Source organism: Acidovorax sp. YS12 (assembly GCA_021496925.1).
Classification (GTDB): Bacteria; Pseudomonadota; Gammaproteobacteria; order Burkholderiales; family Burkholderiaceae_C; genus Paenacidovorax.
In genome coordinates this window covers 3,502,449-3,521,609 of the sequence record CP053915.1, presented here as the reverse complement: position 1 = coordinate 3,521,609, position 19,161 = coordinate 3,502,449, and the positions used below count along the sequence as shown (strand labels likewise).

Sequence of the window (19,161 nt, the reverse complement as noted above, 5' to 3'; positions counted from 1 at the left end):
CGCTCAGCCGCGGCCGGATTCGATGCCGATATGCAGCGCCACGCGCTCCGGGCCCTCGTAGCGCTCGAAGTCGGTGCCAAAGCGGCGCCGCGCCTCGGGGTGCGCCTCGAAATAGCGCCAGACCGCGGCCCAGGCGTCGATCACCATCTGCGGCATGGGCCCCTCGCCGAGGAACACGAGGTAGTCGCCGGCCTGCACCTCGACGCGCACCGCTTGCGCCGGGGGCTCGGCCTGCGCCGCGGCGGGCACGCCCGCCGTCACGTCGAAGGCGCCATGCTGGTCCGATGCGTAGGCGCTGTACACGCCGTACAGGTGCCCTTCGGCCCCGGGGCCGGGCAGGCGGTGCGCCCAGCTCTCGCTGAAAAACCGGTCCCACAAGGCGCCGATGCGGGCGCGCTCGGGAAGCATCTCGTCGCGATTGCAGGTGCGCACGGCAACGCCCATCACGCTGAAGGCGGGCACGTGGACGACGGAAGGGGCCATGGAAATCTCTCCTCTACGGCAACGGTGGAAAGCCCGCATGCTGCCGCCATGCTGCTGACAGCGTGGTGTCAGCAGGCCGCCCCGTTCACGCCGTCTCAGGCGCCGCCGGCCACACGGCGCTGGCGCGCGCGCGCCAGCGTGTCGGCGGCCTGGCGCGCGGGCAGCCCGTACATGTCGGCGAATGCCGCCTCGGGCTGGCCGCTGGCCTCGAAGGCGCGCAGCAGCGCCTCGTCGCGCGCGGCGCGGGCGGCGGCCTCCGCAAGGGCCTCGTCCAGCAAGGCGTTGGCCTTGTCATCGCGGCCGCGCACGCGCTCGGCATACTGCTCGCGCGTCAGGCCCGAGGCCTCGAAGGCCTTCACGATGCGCTGGCGCAGCTTGGGCGCGAGGTCTTCCGGCGCGCGCTGCTGGCGGCGGCGGAACACTTCGAGCAGCGCATGGTGCACGTGCTCGGGCGCCAGCGCCTCCACGGGCGCGCCTTGCAGGTCGTGGCGCTGCTGGCCGCCGGCCACCACCGTCAGGTAGCGCGTGGAGCGCGCATGCAGGGCCAGCGCCTGCTTGAGCTGCTCGCGCTCCAGCGCCTCGGGGTGCGCGGCCAGCAGATCCTCGAAGATGCCGCGCTTGAGCGGCAGCGGCTCGGCGCCGAACAGGCGCGGGTACCAGGCAGCCAGTTGCTCCAGCAGCGGATGGGTGCGCGGCCCCTTGGGCGCCGCGGGCGTTGTGGCGGGCGCAGCAGCAGCGCCGGGCATGCCGGCCTCCTGCGGGCGGCGGCGCTGGCCGCCACGGTTTTGACCGCCACGGCGGTTGCGGCCGGCGCGGGCGGGCGCATCTGCGGCGGGCGCGGCATCAAGGGAGGGGGTGGCGGGCGCGGAATCGGTGGTCATGGCAAATCGCAGGGAACCGGCGGCGTGGCCTTCCGGCTCGGCAATGAGGGAAACCCGCCATCATCCCAGATTTCCGCGCTTCCCCGCGGTGTCAGTTCCGCGCCAAGGCCAGGCCCGAGAATCCCGGCTGCACATAATGTCGCCGCAACACTCCTGAAAGCCCCGTCCATGGAACGTGCATGCGCATCATCGACCCGAAGCGGCCGCCTCTCCGGCCTGCTGCGGCTCGCCCTGCTGGCCTGCGCGGCGCTGCTGGGCGCGGGCTGCGGCCCGCGCCACGAGCCGCCGCTGATGGTGGGCACCAACACCTGGACCGGCTACGAGCCCCTGTATCTCGCGCGCGACCTGGGCTACCACGATGGCCTGCCGCTGCGCCTGGTGGAGCTGGGATCGGCCACGCAGGCCATGGACGCGCTGCGCGTGGGCAAGCTGGACCTGGCAGGCCTGACGCTCGACGAGGCCCTGACGCTGGCGCAGGAGGGCGTGCCGATCCGCATCGTCTGGGTGCTGAACGTCTCCGCCGGGGCCGACGCCGTCGTCGCGCGCCCCGGCATCGCACGCCTGGCCGACCTGCGCGGGCGGCGCATCGGCGTGGAGCAGACCGCCGTGGGGGCCTACATGCTCCAGGCGGCGCTGCAGCAAGCCGGCATCCGGGCCAGCGAGGTCAGCGTGGTGCCGCTGCCGCTGGACGAGCACCTGGCCGCCTGGCGCAACCGCCATGTGGACGCCGTGGTGACCTTCGACCCGGTGCGCCAGATGCTCGTCAACGAAGGCGGCGTGACACTCTTCGACAGCCGCGCGCTGCCCGGCGAGATCGTCGATGTACTGGTGGCGCGCCAGGCGGCGCTGCAATGCTGCGCCCGGCACATCGCCCAGCTGCTCGACGGCCAGCGCCGTGCCCTGGCCTACCTGGCCCAGCACCGCGGCGACGCGCTGGCGCGCATGGCGCGGCGCCCCGGCGTCGCCGCGTCCGACGTGGCCGCGGCGCTCGGCGGCATGGCGCTGCCCGATACGGCCGCCAACCAGGCCCTGCTCGGCGGCCCCTCCCCGGGCCTGGCGCGCACCGCGCAGCAACTGGCGCAGGCCATGCACCAGCGCGGCCTGCTGGCGCGCGCGCCCGACACCACGGCCCTGGTGGACGGCCGCTTCGTGCGGGAGATGCAGCCATGACGCCCCCCGCCCTGCGGGCCGTCCGCCTGCGGCTGTGGCTGCCCCTGGTGCTGGTGGCAGCCAGCACGCTGATCTTCCTGATCCTGCTCGCGCTGGAGCAGCGCAGCCACACGCGCGCCTTGCAGCACTTCGCCGACCAGACGGCCCACGAGGAGCTTTTGCACACGCAGCGCAGCCTCGAGGCCGTCCTGCGGCGCGGCGACGGCGGTAGCCTGGACGGCACGCTGGCCGAGCTGGGGCTGAACCCCGCCATCACCCATGCCGCGCTGGCCGACGACGCCGGCGTGGTGCTGGCCGCCACGCGCTTCGCCTGGCGCGGGCAGGACGCGGCGGCCGTGCTGCCGGGCTATTCGGCCGAGGAAACCGCGCAGGTGCGCCAGGCACGGCGCGAAACCCTGCGGCTGGACATGGCGCAACGCCGGCTCACGGCCATGGCCCCGGTAGCCCTGGCGCTGCGCCCCGGGGAGATCCGCACCAGCCGCCAGGGCGTGCTCACCATCGCCTACGACCTGCGGCCCATCGACGCCCAGGCCTGGGCGCCGGTGCGCCAGCAGGCCCTGGTGTTCGCCATCGTGGTGGCGCTGGCGGCGCTCGGGCTGCTGGGGATGGCGCAGTGGGCCATCCTGCGGCCCGTGGCGGCGCTGCGCGCGGGCATGGCCCGCATCGGCGCGGGCGACTTCTCGGCCCTGCCGCAATGGCGCGGGCAGGGCGAATTCCAGGAGCTGGGCGCGGCCCTGGCACGCATGGCGCAGGAGCTGCAGGCCAGCACCCAGGCGCTGGGCGAGAGCGAGGCGCGCTACCGCCAGCTCTCGGACGCGGCCTTCGAGGCCATCATCCTGCACGAGAACGGGCACATCCTGGACGCCAACGCCGCCGCCGACCGCCTGATGGGCGTGGCGCCAGGCGGGCTGGTGGGCAGCCCCATGCTGTCGTGGGTGGCCCCGCACGCGCAGGAGATCACGCGCCAGCGCACCACGCTGGGCATCCAGGGCATATGGGAGGTGGATCTGGTGGACGCGCAGGGCACGCAGATCCCCTGCGAGTGCAGCGTGCACCAGCGCAGCGTGGACGGGCGCACGGTGCGCGCCGTGGCCGTGCGCGACATCCGCGAGCGCCTGGCGGCCGAGGCCGAGATCCGCCAGCTCGCGCACTTCGACGCGCTCACCGGCCTGTGCAACCGCCGCCTGCTGCTGGAGCGCGTGGCGCAGGAGCTGGCCGAGGTGGAGCGCCATCCGCGCCGTGCCGCGCTGGCGGCGCTGAACCTCAACGCCTTCCAGGCAGTGAACGACTCCCTGGGCATGGCCGCGGGCGATGCCGTGCTGCGCACCATGGCCCGGCGCCTGAGCGCGCTGCTGGAGCAGGGCCAGACCCTGGCCCGGGTGGATGGCGACACCTTCGCCCTGCTGCTCACGAACCTGGGCGGCGACCTCGACGCGGCCTCCACGCAGGCAGCGCGCAGCGTCGAGCGGCTGATCGCGGCCATCGGCGAGCCGGTCGAAGTGCGCGGCCAGGTGCTGCACCTGGGTGCCGGCGCGGGCCTGGTGATGATTCCCAACGACAGCCGCGACCCGCCGGAGCTGCTGCGCGAGGCGGAAACCGCCATGCACCTGGCCAAGGAAGCGGGCGACAGCCGCGTGCGTTTCTTCGCCCATGCGCTGCAGGAAGCGGCCAGCGCCCGCCTGGGGCTGCGCAACGACCTGCGCCACGCGCTGCAAACGCCGCGCCACGCGGCGCAGCAGCCACTGCTGCTGCACTACCAGCCGCAGGTCGATGCGCACGGCCGGCTCCTGGGCGTCGAGGCGCTGGTGCGCTGGCAGCACCCGGCGCGCGGCCTGATACCGCCCGGCGCCTTCATCGCCGAGGCCGAGGCCAGCGGCCTGATCGTGCCGCTGGGCAACTGGGTACTCGAAGAAGCCGCCCACTGCCTGCGCCGCTGGCAGGCCACGCAGCCCTGGGCCGGCGCGCTGTCGATGGCCGTGAACGTCAGCCCGCGCCAGTTCCGCGAGCCGGACTTCGTCGCCCGCATCGAAGACGTGCTGGCGCGCACCGGCATCGACGCCTTGTCGCTGGAGCTGGAATTGACCGAAAGCGTGGTGGCCGACGACCTGGAAGCCACGCTGGAAAAAATGGAGCTGCTGCGCCGCCACGGCGTGCGCTTCGCGCTGGACGACTTCGGCACGGGCTACTCCAGCCTGGCCTACCTCAAGCGCCTGCCCATCGACACGCTGAAGATCGACCGCTCCTTCGTCATGGACATCGACGCGCCGCAGCGGTCGCGCCCCGGCAAGCGCCCGGCGGTGCTGATCGACGCCATCGTCGCCATGGCGCACCAGCTCGACCTGCGCGTGCTCGCCGAGGGCGTGGAGACCGAGACCCAGCTCGCCCGCCTGGCGCACGCGGGCTGCGACATCTTCCAGGGCTACCACTTCAGCCGCCCGCTGCCCGAGGCCGCGCTGTGCGCCTGGGCCCAGGAAATTCAGGCCAAATAGCGCGCAAAGCCTTTATGGGATTGCGCCAGAAGCTCCTCCTTCAATAGCAATCAAGCGGCCTGCAGCGCCTCGTCGAGCAGTTCGACCCAGTGGCGCACCGGCACCCCGGTGCCGCCTTGCAGGTGCGTGATGCAGCCCATGTTGGCGCTGGCGATCACGGCGGGCGCGAGCGCGCCGAGGTGGCCCAGCTTGCGCGCGCGCAGCTGCTGCGACAGCGGCGCCTGCAGCACCGAGTAGGTGCCTGCCGAGCCGCAGCACAGGTGCGGCTCCTGCGGCAATTGCACATCGAAGCCGAGCGCGCGCAGGTGCTGCTCCACGCCGCCGCGCAGCTTCTGGCCGTGCTGCAGCGTGCACGGCGGGTGGTAGGCCACCGGGCCGCGGGGGCGCTGGGCCAGGCGGCCGCGCAGCGCGGGCACCAGTTCGGGCAGCAGCTCCGAGAGGTCGCGCGTGAGCGCGCTGATGCGCGCGGCCTTGGCGGCATATGTGGCGTCGTGGCGCAGCAGGTGGCCGTAGTCCTTCACCGTGGCGCCGCAGCCCGAGGCGTTCATCACGATGGCCTCGACCGCGCCCTCCTCCACGCCGTCCTGCGAACCCTCCTGCGCACGGCCTTCGACCAGCGGCCACCAGGCGTCGATGTTGGCGCGCATCTGCGCCAGCGCGCCGTCCTGGTCGTTCAGGTGAAAGCGCACCGCGCCGCAGCACCCGGCCCCGGGCGCCACCACGCTGGCGATGCCCGCGGCGTCGAGCACGCGCACGGTGGCGTCGTGGATCTGCGGCGCCATCGCCGGCTGCACGCAGCCCGCCAGCAGCAGCACCCGGCGCGCGTGCGCGCGCTGCGGCAGCGCGCGGCGCGGACGCCGCGCAGGCACCTTGGCGCGCACGGCGGCGGGCAGCGCGCCGCGCACGGCCTGGCCCAGCCGCATGGCCGGGGCGAACAGCGCGGAGTTCATGCCCTCCTGCAGCGCCCAGCGCGCGGCGCGCTCGCCGATGGGGCGCGGCACCTGGGCATCGACGAGCTTGCGGCCGATGTCCACCAGGTGGCCGTACTGCACGCCGCTGGGGCAGGTGCTCTCGCAGTTGCGGCAGGTCAGGCAGCGGTCCAGGTGCTGCTGCGTCTTGCGCGTGGGCGCCTGGCCCTCCAGCACCTGCTTGATGAGGTAGATGCGCCCGCGCGGGCCGTCCAGCTCGTCGCCCAGCAGCTGGTAGGTGGGGCAGGTGGCGGTGCAGAAGCCGCAGTGCACGCACTTGCGCAGGATGGCTTCGGCCTCCTGGCCCTCGGGCGTGTCGCGGTAGGCGGGGGCGAGCTGGGTTTGCATGGGGTGGTTCTCGGTTCAGGCCAGGGGCGGGGGCAAATGGGACGGCGCGCCGCCATGGCGCTGGCGCCATTGCCGCCAGGCCAGGTGCAGGCGCTGGCGGTCGGACCACAGCGGCGGCAGCGCCAGCAGCAGCAGCGCCAGCGCCAGCGGCACCACGCAGATGAAGCCCAGGTACTTGAAGCCCGCCGCGCCCAGCAGCCCGCCGGCCAGGAACATGCCCAGCAGCCCGGCGTGCAGCGCCAGGCGCTGGCGGTTGGCGCGCACCTGGCGTTCGGGCGGGGCGCCGCTGCGGTTCCAGTACAGCGCCTTGCCCATCTCGATGCCCAGGTCGGTGACGGTGCCGGTGACGTGCGTGGTGCGGATCTGCGCCGACGACATCTTGGCGACCACGGCGTTCTGCAGCCCCATCAGGAAGGCCAGCAGCAGCACCGCCAGCGGCACGGCGAACGGCGTGGGCCAGCTCAGCATGATGGCGCCCACCAGGCCGAACAGCAGCAGCAGCACAGCCTCGACCAGCAGCGGCAGCGCGTAGGTGCTGCGCAGGTGCCGGTGGCGCGCCCAGTTGACCATGATGGCCGTGGTGCCCGCGCCCGACATGAAGGCCCACAGCGCGCCCAGGGCGCCGAGCACCAGCTTCATGTTGCCGAGCACGAAGTTGTCGGCCAGCATGGCGACGATGCCCGTCATGTGCGAGGTGTAGATGTGCACCACGAGGAAGCCGCCCGCGTTCACCGCCCCGGCGTTGAAGGCCAGCAGCAGGCCCAGGGTGCGGTTGCTGGCCACCGTGCGGCGGGAGCCCATGAGATGACGCAACAGGCGCATATCAGCAGAAGATGCCATGCGGGTCGAAGGCCTGCAGCACCCGCGCCTGGACGGCGGCGGCAGCAGGGTCTTGCGGGTCAAAATGGCCTCCAGGGCCCGCCCCATCAGCGCTAGCAGCTCTGAAAAGAGTAGCGCCTCCGCCCACAGCAGCGGCCGCCGCATGCAGCGCGGGGCCGCACGCGGGCGGTGCCTGCACCCAGCGCAGCGCGCCATGCCATTCGACCAGCGGCGCGCCCGCGCCCGGCGGCAGCGCCAGCACGCCGGCCGTATCGGGCACGGACAGGCGCCACAGCGCATGGCCAGCGCCGCGCTGCGCGAACCAGGGCAGGCGCTGGTCGCGGCAGGCCTGCCAGCTGGCGGCGGCCGTGCCGTCCTGCCGCTCGCCGCCCAGGGTGCGGCAGGCGGCCTGCACCGCGGCCTGGGCACCGCGCAGGCGCAAGGACAGGACGCCCTGCCCGCCGTCCTCGGCCCAGCGGCTGGCGTTGAGCGGCAACGGCTGGCCGCACCAGGCATTGAGGCGCGCCAGCGCCTCGGCCTGCGTGCAGGCAAAGCGCAGCGTGGCCTCGGCCGGGGCCACGGGCAGCACCTTGAGGCTGACCTCGGTCAGCACCCCGAGCCGCCCCCAGCTGCCAGCCATGAGGCGCGAGACGTCGTAGCCCGCCACGTTCTTCATGACCTGGCCGCCGAAGCGCAGCAGTTCGGCCCGGCCGTTGACCAGCTCCACGCCCAGCACGTAGTCGCGCACGGCGCCCACGCTGGCGCGCGCCGGGCCCGACAGTCCCGCCGCCACCATGCCGCCCACGGTGGCGCCGCTGGCGTAGTGCGGCGGCTCGAAGGGCAGGCACTGGCCGTGCGCGGCCAGCAGCGCCTCCAGTTCGGCCAGCGGCGTGCCTGCGCGCGCGGTGACGACCAGCTCGCTCGGCTCGTAGGCCACGATGCCGGTGAGCGCGCGGGTGTCCAGCGGCTGCCCCGTCAGGGGGCGCGCGCCGTGGAAATCCTTGGTGCCGCCGCCACGCACGCGCAGCGGGGTCCGGTCGGCAAGGGCGGCGCGCACGCGCTCCAGGGTCTGTGCAAGGGCGGAATCCATGGGCAGGATCGTAGCGCCTGCGCGGCGGGCTGCGCCACGTCAAGCCCCGGGCAAGTCGGGATACGGGGCGCGGCAGCCACCCTCCATAATGCCGCGCAGCGCTGATGGGGCAAGCGCAGACAGCTATCAAAACCATATGCCCCTGGAGACTGGAAACCGTGGACCACGTTCCGTCCGGGCACGACCCCGGCATGCGGCTGTTGAGGTTTTCCGACGGGCTGGAACAGGCGTTCCGGCGCTATCACCTGGGTGTGTTCCTGGTGCGCATGCGCTGGGCGCTGCTGGTGGCGGCAGCGCTGTTCCTGCTGTTCGCGGCGCTCGACGCCATCAGCCTGCCCCAGCCCCTGCGCAGCCAGGTGCTGGCGCTGCGCCTGGGCCTGATCCTGCCGGCGCTGGCACTGGCCTGGCTCGCCACCTACCTGCCCCGGCTGCACGGCTGGCTGCAGTGGATCGGGGGCGCGGCCTCGCTGGTCTGCGGGCTGGGCGTGGTCGGCATCGTCGGGGTGGCGCGCGCACACGCCTTTCCCTTGCCCTACGAGGGCATCATCCTCGTCATCTTCGCGTTCTACTTCCTCACCGGCCTTCGCTTCATGCCCGCCGTGCTCTGCGGCTGGCTGACGTTCGCGGCCTATCTGGGCATGGAGGTGCTTGCCGGCACGCCGGGCAAGGTGCTGCTGTACAACACCTTCTTCCTTGGCACCGCCAACGTCATCGGCACGGCGGGCTGCTACTTCCTGGAGTACGCCGTGCGCCAGCACTTCCTGTCGCAAAGGCAGCTGCAGGAGATGGCGGAAAAGGACTTCCTGACCGGGCTGCTCAACCGCCGCGCCTTCAGCGCCCGGGCCGAGAGCGCCTGGCGGCAGGCCCAGCGCGAAAAACATGCGGTGGGCGTGGCGATGATGGATGTGGATTACTTCAAGCGCTACAACGACCACTACGGCCACGCGGCGGGCGACGACACGCTGCGCAAGGTGGCCCAGGTGATCGGCCAGCACGCGCGCCGCCCGCTGGACATCGTGGCCCGCTATGGCGGCGAGGAGTTCGTGGGCCTGTGGTACGACGTGAGCGCGCAGGACATGCAGGCGCTCCTGGAGCGGATGCGTGCCGGCGTCGCGGCGCTGGACCTGCCGCACGCGGCCTCGGATGCCGCCCCGCGCGTCAGCATCAGCATCGGGCTGGCCTATCTGCAGCCCCAGCCCGGCGAGGGCATCGAGGACGCGCTGCGGCTGGCCGACGTGGCGCTTTACCTGGCCAAGGAGCAGGGGCGCGACCGCGTGGTGTGCAAGCTGCCGGACCGGCGAGACACCACGGGATAGAAAAGCCCCCGCGCTTGCCCGCTGCGTGAGGCCGCCGCCCCCCAAGGGGGCGTTATTGCCTTGGGGCGGCCCGGCAATAAAAAAACGCGCCGGGATGGAAACCATCGCGGCGCGTCAACCGAGGAGCAACCGTGTCAGCGGGTATAGGCCGTCTCGCCGTGCGAGGAGATGTCCAGGCCCTCGCGCTCAGCTTCTTCGGACACGCGCAGGCCCACGAGCAGGTCGGCCACCTTGTAGGCGATGAACGCCACCACGCCCGACCAGACCACCGTGACCAGCACGCTCTTGGCCTGCACCCAGACCTGCGCGCCCATGGCGAAGGTGTCGGGCGTGGCACCGCCGGTGCCGCCCAGGCTGGGCGCGGCGAACACGCCCGTCAGGATGGCGCCGACGATGCCGCCCACGCCATGCACGCCGAACACGTCGAACGCATCATCGGCACCCAGCATGCGCTTGAGTCCGCCCACGCCCCACAGGCACAGCGGGCCGACGACCAGGCCCATGACGATGGCGCCCATGGGGCCGACGAAGCCCGCAGCCGGGGTCACGGCCACCAGGCCTGCCACCGCGCCGGAAGCGGCGCCAAGCATCGAGGCCTTGCCCTTGTGCAGCATCTCGCCCGCCAGCCACGACAGGGTGGCCGCTGCCGTGGCCAGCACGGTGTTGATGAAGGCCAGGCCGGCGGCGCCGTTGGCCGCACCGGCGGAGCCGGCGTTGAAGCCGAACCAGCCCACCCACAGCAGCGAGGCGCCCACCATGGTCAGCGTCAGGCTGTGGGGCGTCATGGCCTCCTTGCCGTAGCCGATGCGCTTGCCCACCATGTACGCGCCCACCAGGGCGGCGATGCCGGCGTTGATGTGCACCACGGTGCCGCCCGCGAAGTCGAGCGCCCCGTCCTGGCCCAGCAGGCCGCCGCCCCACACCATGTGCGCCATGGGGATGTAGCTGAAGGTGAACCACAGCACCGAGAAGATCAGCACGGCGGAGAAGCGGATGCGCTCGGCGAACGCGCCCACGATCAGCGCCACGGTGATGGCCGCGAACGTGCCCTGGAAGGCCACGAACACGTACTCGGGAATCGTCGGCAGCACACCCGAGAGCGTGTCCGGCGCAATGCCCTTGAGGAACAGCTTTTCCGCGCCGCCCACGAACAGGCCTTCGCCGCCGAAGGTGAAGCTGTAGCCGAACAGCGCCCACAGCACGCTGATGAGGGAGAAGACCACGAAGACCTGCACCAGCACGGACAGCATGTTCTTGGAGCGCGCCAGGCCGCCGTAGAACAGCGCCAGGCCGGGAATGGTCATGAGGATGACCAGCAGCGTGGAGGTGAGCATCCAGGCGGTGTCGCCCGAGTCGAGCTTGGGCGCAGGTGCCGCAGCCGGTGCCGCCTCGGCGGGCGCGGCATCGGCGGCCTGTACGGGGGCCGCAGCGGGTGCGGGGGCGGCCATTTCGGCCGGTGCGGCCACGGCGCTGGGCGCGGCGGCGGACTCGGGCGCCTGGGCCAGGGCCAGCGGCACCGAAGCCATCAGCCCAAGCCCCAGCAGCAGGGAGGCAAGCAGTTTTTTCATGGCAAATCCTCGTGTTCTAGCGTTCTGGAATGGGGGGCGGTCACAGCGCGTCCTGGCCGGTCTCGCCGGTGCGGATGCGGATGACCTGCTCCAGCGCGGAGACGAAAATCTTGCCGTCGCCGATCTTGCCGGTGCGCGCCGCGCCCTCGATGGCTTCGATGACGCGCTCGACCAGCGCATCGTCCACCGCGGCCTCGACCTTCACCTTGGGCAGGAAGTCGACCACGTACTCGGCGCCGCGGTACAGCTCGGTGTGGCCCTTCTGGCGGCCGAAGCCCTTGACCTCGGTCACCGTGATGCCCTGCACGCCGATGTCGGAAAGCGCTTCGCGCACCTCGTCGAGCTTGAAGGGCTTGATGATGGCAGTCACCATTTTCATGACGGATTCCTCCTTACAGGGTCTTGCTCAGGGTGACGATCAGACGCGCCTTGTTGCCGTCGCCGAAGAAATCCTTCTTCGTCGCGCCCGCCACCGCCGCGCCCAGCGACACGCCGTCGCCGAAGTCGTAGCCCACGCCCACGCTGTAGTCCACGTAGTTGGGCACGCCCTGGTCGCGGATGCCGCTGGCAAAGCGCGTGTAGCCCACCGCCGCCTTCAGCGTGGTCTTGGGCAGCACCTCGTGGGCGAAGGCCAGGTTCACGTAGCCGGTGTTGCGGCCCTTGGCGCCCGTGCCCGCCCAGCCGAAGTAGTCCTCCGACACGGTGTGCGAGTACTTGGCCGTGAACGGGCCGTAGGTGGCCGCGCCGTACAGCTCGGTGGTGTTGCCCCCGCTGTTGCCGGGATAGACGTAGGTGAGCGCGCCCAGGTCCAGGTCGAAATCGCCCGCCTTGAATTTGTAGCCACCGTAGAAATCCACCTCCAGCGAATTGCCGTCGAGCCAGTCCACGCTGGAGTTCCAGTTGCCCACGTACCAACCCGACTCGCCGAAGGCGTAGTCGAAGCCGCCCTGCAGCGCGGGCTTGACCGCCTTGCTGCGGCTGGCGTCCTGGTCCTGCCCACGGAACTTGTAGTTCGTCGTGAGGCTGACGTTGGCGCTCAATTGAGCGCTGGCCAGCAGCGGGGCGGCAGCCACCAGGGCGACGCCCAGGGCCTTGAGGGATGCGTGGTTCATGGTCACTCCTGAAGTAAAGGTTTGTTGCGAAACCTCTTACGCACAGACCATGCCAAGCTGCGTTTTCCCTCTGTGCAGCCCCCTGCTTGGGGCTGCCTGCCACCCATTCCTGCCGTAACGCACCATATTGGTGCAATCCAGGCCAGCCAGACCGTGCACTCGAATGGGGAACGCCTCCCATCCGGTTTGCTTTGGTGCACGGCCGCCTGCGGGCGGATCGGCCATCAATCCAGGCTCAAGTGCGTGCCTTGCGAAACTCCGACGCCGAGACGCCGTGCCACCGCTTGAAGGCCTGCGAGAAGCATGACGGGCTGGAGTAGCCCAGCCGCGCGGCGATGTCGCCCAGCGGCTGGCTGGTGTCGCGCACGAGTTCCGCCGCCAGCTCCGCGCGGCCATCGGACACCAGTGCGCGAAAGCTCTGCCCTTCCCGCTGCAGCCGCCGCTTGAGCGTGCGCTTGCTGGTGCTGGTGAGCCGGCTGACCGCTTCCAGCGTGGGGATGGCGGGCGAGGTGGACACCGCCAGGTACTCCTTGACCAGTTCGCTGACCTGGGTCGCCGCGCGCCGCCGCTCCAGCAGGCGCTGGCAGACCTGCTCGCACATCGCCGCCGTGGTGGGGTTGGCCGTTGGCGGCCGGTACGCCAGCCACTGCGCCGGGAAGGCCAGGCGGTACCCCGCCCCGCCGGCCGCCACGGGCGCGCCGCACAGGGTGCGCAGCTTCTCCGGGACGGCGTAGATGCGGCCCCTGCCGGACTGCAGGCCGAATGCCGAGAGGCGGAAGGCCGGCCCGCCGACGTCCTGCAGCAGCGCCACGGCGGTGCCCATCTCCCGCTCCACCACGAACCGGCGCAGGCCCGGCGCGATGTCCGGCGGCGAGAAGGTCAGCAGGACTTCGTCGCCCCGGACCACCTTCTCGATCACCGAGTAGGCGAAGGAGAGATGGATGTAGCGCAGCGCCATGTCCAGCGCATCGCCCAGGGTGGCGCTGGAGACCAGGCCGTAGCCCCACATGCCGAAGGTGGAGAAGTGGCAGCGCAGGCCGATCTCCAGGCCCAGGCCGGGCGGGTGGCCCAGCAGCCGCAGCAGGTTGCCGATCACACGCAGCTCCTGCACGGCGGACAGCGCCGCCTGGGGGTCCGCAAGCTGGCCGGGCGTGAGGCGGGTTCCCTGCAGGAGGGCCTTCGGCGGCAGGCCGGCCTGCGCGCCCACTTCCAGCAGTTTCTGCACGCCGGACGGATCGTGCGCGAAGTCCCAGATGCTCATCCGTGTAAACCCCCGAGGTCCATTGAGTTGGCCCCTTTTCTAAAGTCTTCGATCGCTCGCAGGATGGAGCAAGCGGGCCGGAATCCCGAAGATTTGCCCTTCATCAAGTCCCTCCCCACACAACGGAAAGCCACGAACGCCATGACGCTGCAGTCTCCCCATTTCGGCCATCCCCGGCATCGGTACCACTACTGCCCTGCACCGGGCAAGTGCATTGCCTAGCCTGCGGGAGCCTGCCGATGTTCTCTCTTTTCTCCCGCCCCAGGCCGGTGGCCGCCACGGTCAATGGCCAGGTCATTGACGTTCTCCCCAAGGAAACGATCCTGTCCGCCGCGCTGCGCCACGGCATCGCGTTCCCGCACAGTTGCCGTGTCGGCGGATGCGCGGCCTGCAAGTGCACGCTGGTGAGCGGGCAGGTCCGGCAATTGACCAACGCGGCCTACATCCTGTCCGACGAGGATCTCGACAAGGGTTGCATCCTGGCCTGCCAGAGCGTCCCGCGCGGCGACGTCCGGATCGAAGTGGACCAGAGCTCCACCGCCCGGCGGACCCGGGCCAGGGTGCTCTCCCGCGAGCGCCTGACGCACGACATCGTGCGCCTGCGGGTGCAGCTCGAAGAGGCCCTGCCTTACCGGGCGGGCCAGTTCGCCATCCTGGAGTGGGACGCGCTGCCCGGCGTGCAGCGCAGCTACTCCTTCGCCTCCCCGCCCAGCCCCGACGGCCAGGCGGACTTCTTCATGCGCCAGGTGCCGGGCGGGGCCTTTTCCGGCTTCGTGCACGGGCCGCAGGAGCTTGCGGGCCAGCACCTGAACGTGCAGGGGCCGCTGGGCGACTTCTGGCTGCGCCCGGGCAGCGCGCCCCTGCTGATGGTCGCCGGCGGCAGCGGCCTGGCCCCGATCCTGGCAATGCTCGCCGAGCAGCCGCAGGACGCGGCACAGCGCCCCGTGCACCTTTGCTTCGGCGCGCGCTCCACGGCCGACCTCTACGCGCAGGACGCCATCGCGGCGCTCCAGGCCCGCTGGGGCGCGCGGTTCACCTATGCCCCCGTGCTGTCCGCCGAGCCCGAAGGCTCCGCGTGGACGGGCGCGCGCGGCCTGGTGGCGGACGCCATTCCGTCAGCGCTTGCCGGAACCTGCGAGGCCTACCTGTGCGGCCCGCCACCCATGGTCGACGCCGCGCTGGCGCAGCTGCTGCGCGCCGGCGCCCGCCGCGAGCACATCCGCGCCGACCGCTTCACCACCCTGGACGACCGCCTGACAGCACGGGCATCCGCAACCCTTTGATACGAGGAGACAACCCATGATGCTTTTCCACTACCTGAAGTACTTTCTCTTCCACGCCGTGGGGGCCGCGGCCTGCGCGGCCCTCCTCGCCGGCGGCGCCTGGACGGCGCTGGGGCTGGCCGCCGTGCTGGCCTATTACATCGCCGGCGACGCCCTCCTGGGCGACGACCGATCCACGCCCCGCTTCAAGCTCCCGGGCCTGCTGACCGCGCAGCTCTGGCTGGCCCTGCCGCTGGTCGGCGCGATCGTGTTCGCCATGGTCTGGAGCGTCAGCCCGGCCGACTTCGCGGGCCTGGGCCAGGCGATCGAGCGCCTCACCGGGTATGACGCGCTGGCGGCCCGCGCCGCCACCACATGGTGGCAGCACGCCGCCGGCATGCTGCTCACCACCCTGATGATCGGCATCTGCGGCACCATCCCCGCGCACGAGCTGACGCACCGCACCTGGGACCCGGTCTCCATGCTGGTCGGGCGCTGGCTGCTGGCCTTCAGCTTCGACACCAACTTCTCGATCGAGCACGTCTACGGCCACCACCGCTACGTATCGACCACCGAGGACCCGGCGACGGCGCCGCGCGGACGCAATGTGTACCACCACATCGTCGCCTCGACCCTCAAGGGCCACCGCAGCGCCTGGCGCATCGAGAAGCGCCGCCTGCAGCGCGCGGGCCAGTGGGTCGTGTCCCCGCGCAACGCTGTGATCCGCGGCGCGCTGATGAGCGCCCTGCTGCTGGGCGCGGCCTGGTGGGTCGGCGGCGCCATGGGCGCGCTGGCATTCACCGCCTGCGCGCTGGGCGCCAAGGCGCTGCTGGAGATCGTGAACTACATGGAGCACTACGGCATGGTCCGCAACCCCGCCCTGCCGGTGCAGCCGCGCCACTCCTGGAACACCAACCGCCGCATCAGCTCGTGGTCGATGTTCAACCTGACGCGCCACTCGCACCACCACGCGCAGGGCGAAGTGCCCTACCAGGACCTCCAGCCCATGCCCGAGGCGCCGCAGATGGTCAGCGGCTACCTGACGACCATCGTCATCGCGCTGGTCCCGCCGCTGTGGCACCGGCTGATGACGCCGAAGATCCTCGAATGGGACCGCGTCCACGCCTCCAGCGAAGAGAAGCTGCTGGCCCGGCGCGCCAACGCCGCCAGCGGCATCCGCGCCCTGCAGGCCCAGGCCTGACGCACGGAAAGGCACGACCCATGCATTCCACGGAATTCGACTACGTCATCGCCGGCGGCGGCTCCGCCGGCGCGGCCCTGGCCGCGCGGCTGAGCGAGAACCACCACATCAGCGTCTGCCTGCTGGAGGCCGGCGGGCAGGGCGACGGCCTGCTGGTACGCGCGCCCGCCGGCGTCGTGGCGATGGTGCCCGGCTACGGCAAGATCAACAACTGGGCGTTCCAGACCGTGCCCCAGCCGGGCCTGCAGGGCCGGCGCGGCTACCAGCCCCGGGGCCGCGCGCTCGGCGGGTCCTCGGCCATCAACGCCATGCTCTACGTGCGCGGCCAGCGCCAGGACTACGACGGCTGGGCCGAACGCGGCTGCGACGGCTGGGACTGGGCGTCGGTGCTGCCCTACTTCAAGAAGGCCGAGAACAACGCCTGGGGCGCCAGCGCGTTCCACGGCGCGGGCGGCCCGCTGCAGGTGTGCGACCAGCAGTCGCCCCGGCCGATCACCCAGGCCTTCGTCGAGGCCGCCCGCCACTGCGGCATCCCGACGCGCCGGGACTTCAACACCGGCGACAACGAGGGCGCCGGCCTGTACCAGGTCACCCAGTTCCACGATGCGCACCGCCGGGGCGAGCGCTGCTCCGCCGCCGCCGCGTACCTGCACCCGGTGCTGGGCCAACGCCCGAACCTGACGGTGCGCACGCAGGTGCGGGCGACCCGGGTCCTGTTCGAGGGCCGGCGCGCCACGGGCGTGGAATACCGCCACGGCGCGCAGGCCCACGGCGTGCGCGCCCGGCGCGAGGTCATCCTGGCGGCGGGCGCCTTCGGCTCGCCGCAACTGCTGCAACTGTCGGGCGTGGGCCGGCCGCAGGACATCACGCCGCATGGCATCCGCATGGTCCACGAGCTGCCCGGCGTGGGCCAGAACCTGCAGGACCACCTGGACTTCATCCTGTGCTTCAAGACCCGGGACACCGACAACTTCGGCATCGGGCTGGCCGGCGCGGCCAAGCTGCTGGGCCACATGGCGCAATGGCGCAAGGACGGCACCGGCATGATCGCCACGCCGTTCGCCGAGGGCGCGGCCTTCTTCAAGAGCGATCCGTCCGTCGAACGGGCGGACCTGCAGATGCACTTCGTGATCTCCACCGTCAACGACCACGCCAGGAAGCTCCAGTGGGGCTACGGCTACTCCTGCCACGTGTGCGTGCTGCGGCCGCATGCACGCGGCGAGGTCTTCCTGCAGTCCGCCGACCCGCTGGCGGCACCCGGCATCGACCCCCGCTTCCTCAGCGACGAACGCGACCTGCAAGCCCTGGTCCAGGGCGCGAAGCGCGCCCGGGAGGTGCTGCTGGCGCCCCCGCTGGCCGCGTACCGGCAGGCCGAGCTGTTCGGCACCACCGATGGCATGAGCGACGCGCAGTGGGAGCACCACATCCGCTCCCGCGCCGACACGATCTACCACCCGGTGGGCACCTGCAGGATGGGCACGGACGCCCTGGCGGTCGTGGATCCGCAACTGCGCGTGCGCGGCCTCGACGGCCTGCGCGTCGCCGACGCCTCGGTGATGCCGACGCTGGTCAGCGGCAACACCAACGCGCCCACCATCATGATCGCCGAGAAGGCCGCCGACCTCATCCTGGGCACGGGCCCGCACGCCTCAAGGAAAGAAGGAACATCGCCATGCTGATGACACCCCTGCCCGGCGGCCTGGACGCGCTGCAGGCCGACCTGCGGGCCCTGGACGCCGCCAAGGACCGCTGGGCCCGCACCCCGGTCGCGCAGCGCATCGCGCTGCTCGGCCAGATCAAGGACGCGCTGATGCAGGTCGCCCCCGGCTGGGCGGAGACCGCGGCGCGCAAGAAGCGCCTGCCAAGCGGCTGGACGCGGCGGATCCCGCCGCCTACCTGGAACAGGCCATCGACTTCGCCAATGCGCAACTGCACGGGACGCTGGGGGCCAACATCGTCATCCACCCCCGAACCATCCACGACATGGGCGCGGCGCGGTTCGAGCAACTGCTGCTGCGCCTGCGCTATGGAACGATTGCGGTGAACGCCTGGACCGGGCTGGGATTCCTGCTGAGCCCCTGCCCCTGGGGCGGCTTTCCGGGCGCCGACCTGGCCGATCCCCAGTCCGGCATCGGCACCGTCCACAACAGCTACATGCTGGAAGGCACGGAGCGCACGGTGATCACGGCGCCCTGGCGGCCCTTCCCCCGGGGCCTGCTGTCGCTGCGGTTTTCGCTGCTGCCACGGCCGCCGTGGTTCATCACCCACCGGCGCCGGCACGTCCTGGGCCGGCTGCTGACCGCGTTCGAGTACCGGCCGCGCATCTTCTTGAACGCCCTGGCGGCTGACAACGGGATGAGCCGCTGCTACGGACATTTTTGCACTCAGGCATCTCGTCTCACAGAGAACCTGACCCCCTTCGCCACGGCAACCATGTTCTGCAGCGTCTCCAGTGCTTCATTGCGTTCCTTGCGCGCAATGGGCGCGGCGGCCTTGGCGGCTTCCGCCATGAATTGCATGTGCTCAAGCATATTGATGGGTTGATCGCGCGGGATGGCATCGACCTTGTCGAGATCGGTACCAACAAAGTTTCCAGCGACTGTTTGAGATATTTCTCCTCGCGCAAACAATTCACCCGCGACCTGGGCAAATTGCGCTGGTGTCACATTGGAAAAATCATATTTTTTCAACAAATCCTTCAGGCTCAGGCTGGCGAATGGCCGGATGTCATCGGCCGTCTGCGATGCATCGACTGCCGCCGCCTGGCGCGCCTCCGATGAAATCGTGACCCTGCTGGCCGTTGACGCGGACGCATGCGCTTTCTCCACTACCGAATGCACGACCAAGGGGAGCTTGGATGGCTGTGAACGGAATACCTGCGACACATCGATCTTCATTTTTCCCCTCCCACTGTTCTCGCTTTGCAATCAACGAAATAGCCCCTTGGCAGACCAAGGCCCAGCAAGGCCCCTTCACCTTTTCGGTCAAGAAGAATAAAAATCAAGAAAAATTCACACGCCTCAGCTCAAAAAATGAAAGGAAATAGCCTCCAGCGCTTACCAATCAAGCGCTTTGCGCTATTGAATTAAGAGCAACCACCAAATCTTTGGCTGTTCCAGCCGTTTCTGCAAGCCAACCGTCTGCGTCAATCCTGCCGATGTCATGCCGCAATGCGCGGTGCTACCACGCACAA

Annotated in this window: 17 protein-coding genes; 7 read left to right on the top strand and 10 right to left on the bottom strand. The window is 71.0% G+C overall.

The window, feature by feature from the left end:
• Positions 1-3: 3 nt before the first annotated feature.
• On the bottom strand, positions 4-483 hold the full coding sequence (locus YS110_15855; GenBank protein ID UJB66124.1) for a GyrI-like domain-containing protein: 480 nt from the start codon (positions 481-483) through the stop codon (positions 4-6).
• Between the two features lie 95 nt (positions 484-578).
• Positions 579-1,364, bottom strand: a complete 786-nt coding sequence (locus YS110_15850; GenBank protein UJB66123.1) for a Fertility inhibition FinO — start codon at positions 1,362-1,364, stop codon at positions 579-581.
• A gap of 168 nt (positions 1,365-1,532) precedes the next feature.
• Here YS110_15850 and YS110_15845 point away from each other — a divergent pair, with 168 nt between their 5' ends.
• Both YS110_15845 and YS110_15840 read left to right on the top strand, forming a co-directional pair.
• Positions 1,533-2,534 (top strand): ABC transporter substrate-binding protein, encoded by a 1,002-nt coding sequence (locus YS110_15845; GenBank protein UJB66122.1) that lies wholly within the window; start codon positions 1,533-1,535, stop codon positions 2,532-2,534.
• A complete protein-coding gene (locus tag YS110_15840) occupies positions 2,531-5,023 on the top strand; it encodes an EAL domain-containing protein (protein UJB66121.1) in 2,493 nt (830 codons plus the stop codon). Before YS110_15845 ends, YS110_15840 begins: the two co-directional genes overlap by 4 nt.
• Positions 5,024-5,073: 50 nt before the next feature.
• Here YS110_15840 and glcF read toward each other — a convergent pair whose 3' ends face one another.
• Genes glcF through glcE form a run of 3 tightly spaced genes read right to left on the bottom strand, consistent with a single transcriptional unit; the run spans position 5,074 to position 8,248 of the window.
• Positions 5,074-6,339, bottom strand: coding sequence for a glycolate oxidase subunit GlcF (glcF, locus tag YS110_15835; protein UJB66120.1), 1,266 nt, complete (start codon positions 6,337-6,339; stop codon positions 5,074-5,076).
• Positions 6,340-6,354: 15 nt separating this feature from the next.
• Positions 6,355-7,161 (bottom strand): DUF1275 domain-containing protein, encoded by an 807-nt coding sequence (locus YS110_15830; protein UJB67482.1) that lies wholly within the window; start codon positions 7,159-7,161, stop codon positions 6,355-6,357.
• A gap of 1 nt (position 7,162) precedes the next feature.
• Entirely contained in the window at positions 7,163-8,248 is a 1,086-nt protein-coding gene (gene glcE / locus YS110_15825) for a glycolate oxidase subunit GlcE (GenBank protein UJB66119.1), read from the bottom strand.
• A 158-nt stretch (positions 8,249-8,406) separates the two neighbouring features.
• On the opposite strand from glcE, the gene YS110_15820 reads away from it, so the two are divergent.
• Positions 8,407-9,564 carry a GGDEF domain-containing protein gene (locus YS110_15820; protein ID UJB66118.1) on the top strand — a complete coding sequence of 386 codons (1,158 nt, stop codon included), beginning with the start codon at positions 8,407-8,409 and terminating at the stop codon, positions 9,562-9,564.
• Between the two features lie 134 nt (positions 9,565-9,698).
• Here YS110_15820 and amt read toward each other — a convergent pair whose 3' ends face one another.
• From amt to YS110_15800, 4 genes are all read right to left on the bottom strand, one after another.
• Positions 9,699-11,132, bottom strand: coding sequence for an ammonium transporter (gene amt, locus YS110_15815; protein ID UJB66117.1), 1,434 nt, complete (start codon positions 11,130-11,132; stop codon positions 9,699-9,701).
• A 40-nt stretch (positions 11,133-11,172) separates the two neighbouring features.
• Positions 11,173-11,511 (bottom strand): P-II family nitrogen regulator, encoded by a 339-nt coding sequence (locus YS110_15810; GenBank protein ID UJB66116.1) that lies wholly within the window; start codon positions 11,509-11,511, stop codon positions 11,173-11,175.
• 13 nt (positions 11,512-11,524) lie between these two features.
• On the bottom strand, positions 11,525-12,244 hold the full coding sequence (locus tag YS110_15805) for a hypothetical protein (GenBank protein ID UJB66115.1): 720 nt from the start codon (positions 12,242-12,244) through the stop codon (positions 11,525-11,527).
• 235 nt (positions 12,245-12,479) lie between these two features.
• Positions 12,480-13,505 (bottom strand): AraC family transcriptional regulator, encoded by a 1,026-nt coding sequence (locus YS110_15800; GenBank protein ID UJB66114.1) that lies wholly within the window; start codon positions 13,503-13,505, stop codon positions 12,480-12,482.
• Positions 13,506-13,744: 239 nt separating this feature from the next.
• On the opposite strand from YS110_15800, the gene YS110_15795 reads away from it, so the two are divergent.
• From YS110_15795 to YS110_15780, 4 genes are read left to right on the top strand one after another with little or no spacing between them, the layout of a single operon-like run.
• Positions 13,745-14,788: a 2Fe-2S iron-sulfur cluster binding domain-containing protein gene (locus tag YS110_15795; protein ID UJB66113.1), complete on the top strand. Its 1,044-nt coding sequence runs from the start codon at positions 13,745-13,747 to the stop codon at positions 14,786-14,788.
• 16 nt (positions 14,789-14,804) lie between these two features.
• Positions 14,805-15,968, top strand: coding sequence for an alkane 1-monooxygenase (locus YS110_15790; GenBank protein ID UJB66112.1), 1,164 nt, complete (start codon positions 14,805-14,807; stop codon positions 15,966-15,968).
• 20 nt (positions 15,969-15,988) lie between these two features.
• Positions 15,989-17,647 (top strand): GMC family oxidoreductase N-terminal domain-containing protein, encoded by a 1,659-nt coding sequence (locus tag YS110_15785; protein ID UJB66111.1) that lies wholly within the window; start codon positions 15,989-15,991, stop codon positions 17,645-17,647.
• Positions 17,641-18,012: a hypothetical protein gene (locus YS110_15780; GenBank protein ID UJB66110.1), complete on the top strand. Its 372-nt coding sequence runs from the start codon at positions 17,641-17,643 to the stop codon at positions 18,010-18,012. Before YS110_15785 ends, YS110_15780 begins: the two co-directional genes overlap by 7 nt.
• Positions 18,013-18,352: 340 nt before the next feature.
• Here the strand turns inward: YS110_15780 and YS110_15775 are convergent, their stop codons facing one another.
• Positions 18,353-18,865: a hypothetical protein gene (locus tag YS110_15775; GenBank protein ID UJB66109.1), complete on the bottom strand. Its 513-nt coding sequence runs from the start codon at positions 18,863-18,865 to the stop codon at positions 18,353-18,355.
• Between the last annotated feature and the right edge of the window lie 296 nt (positions 18,866-19,161).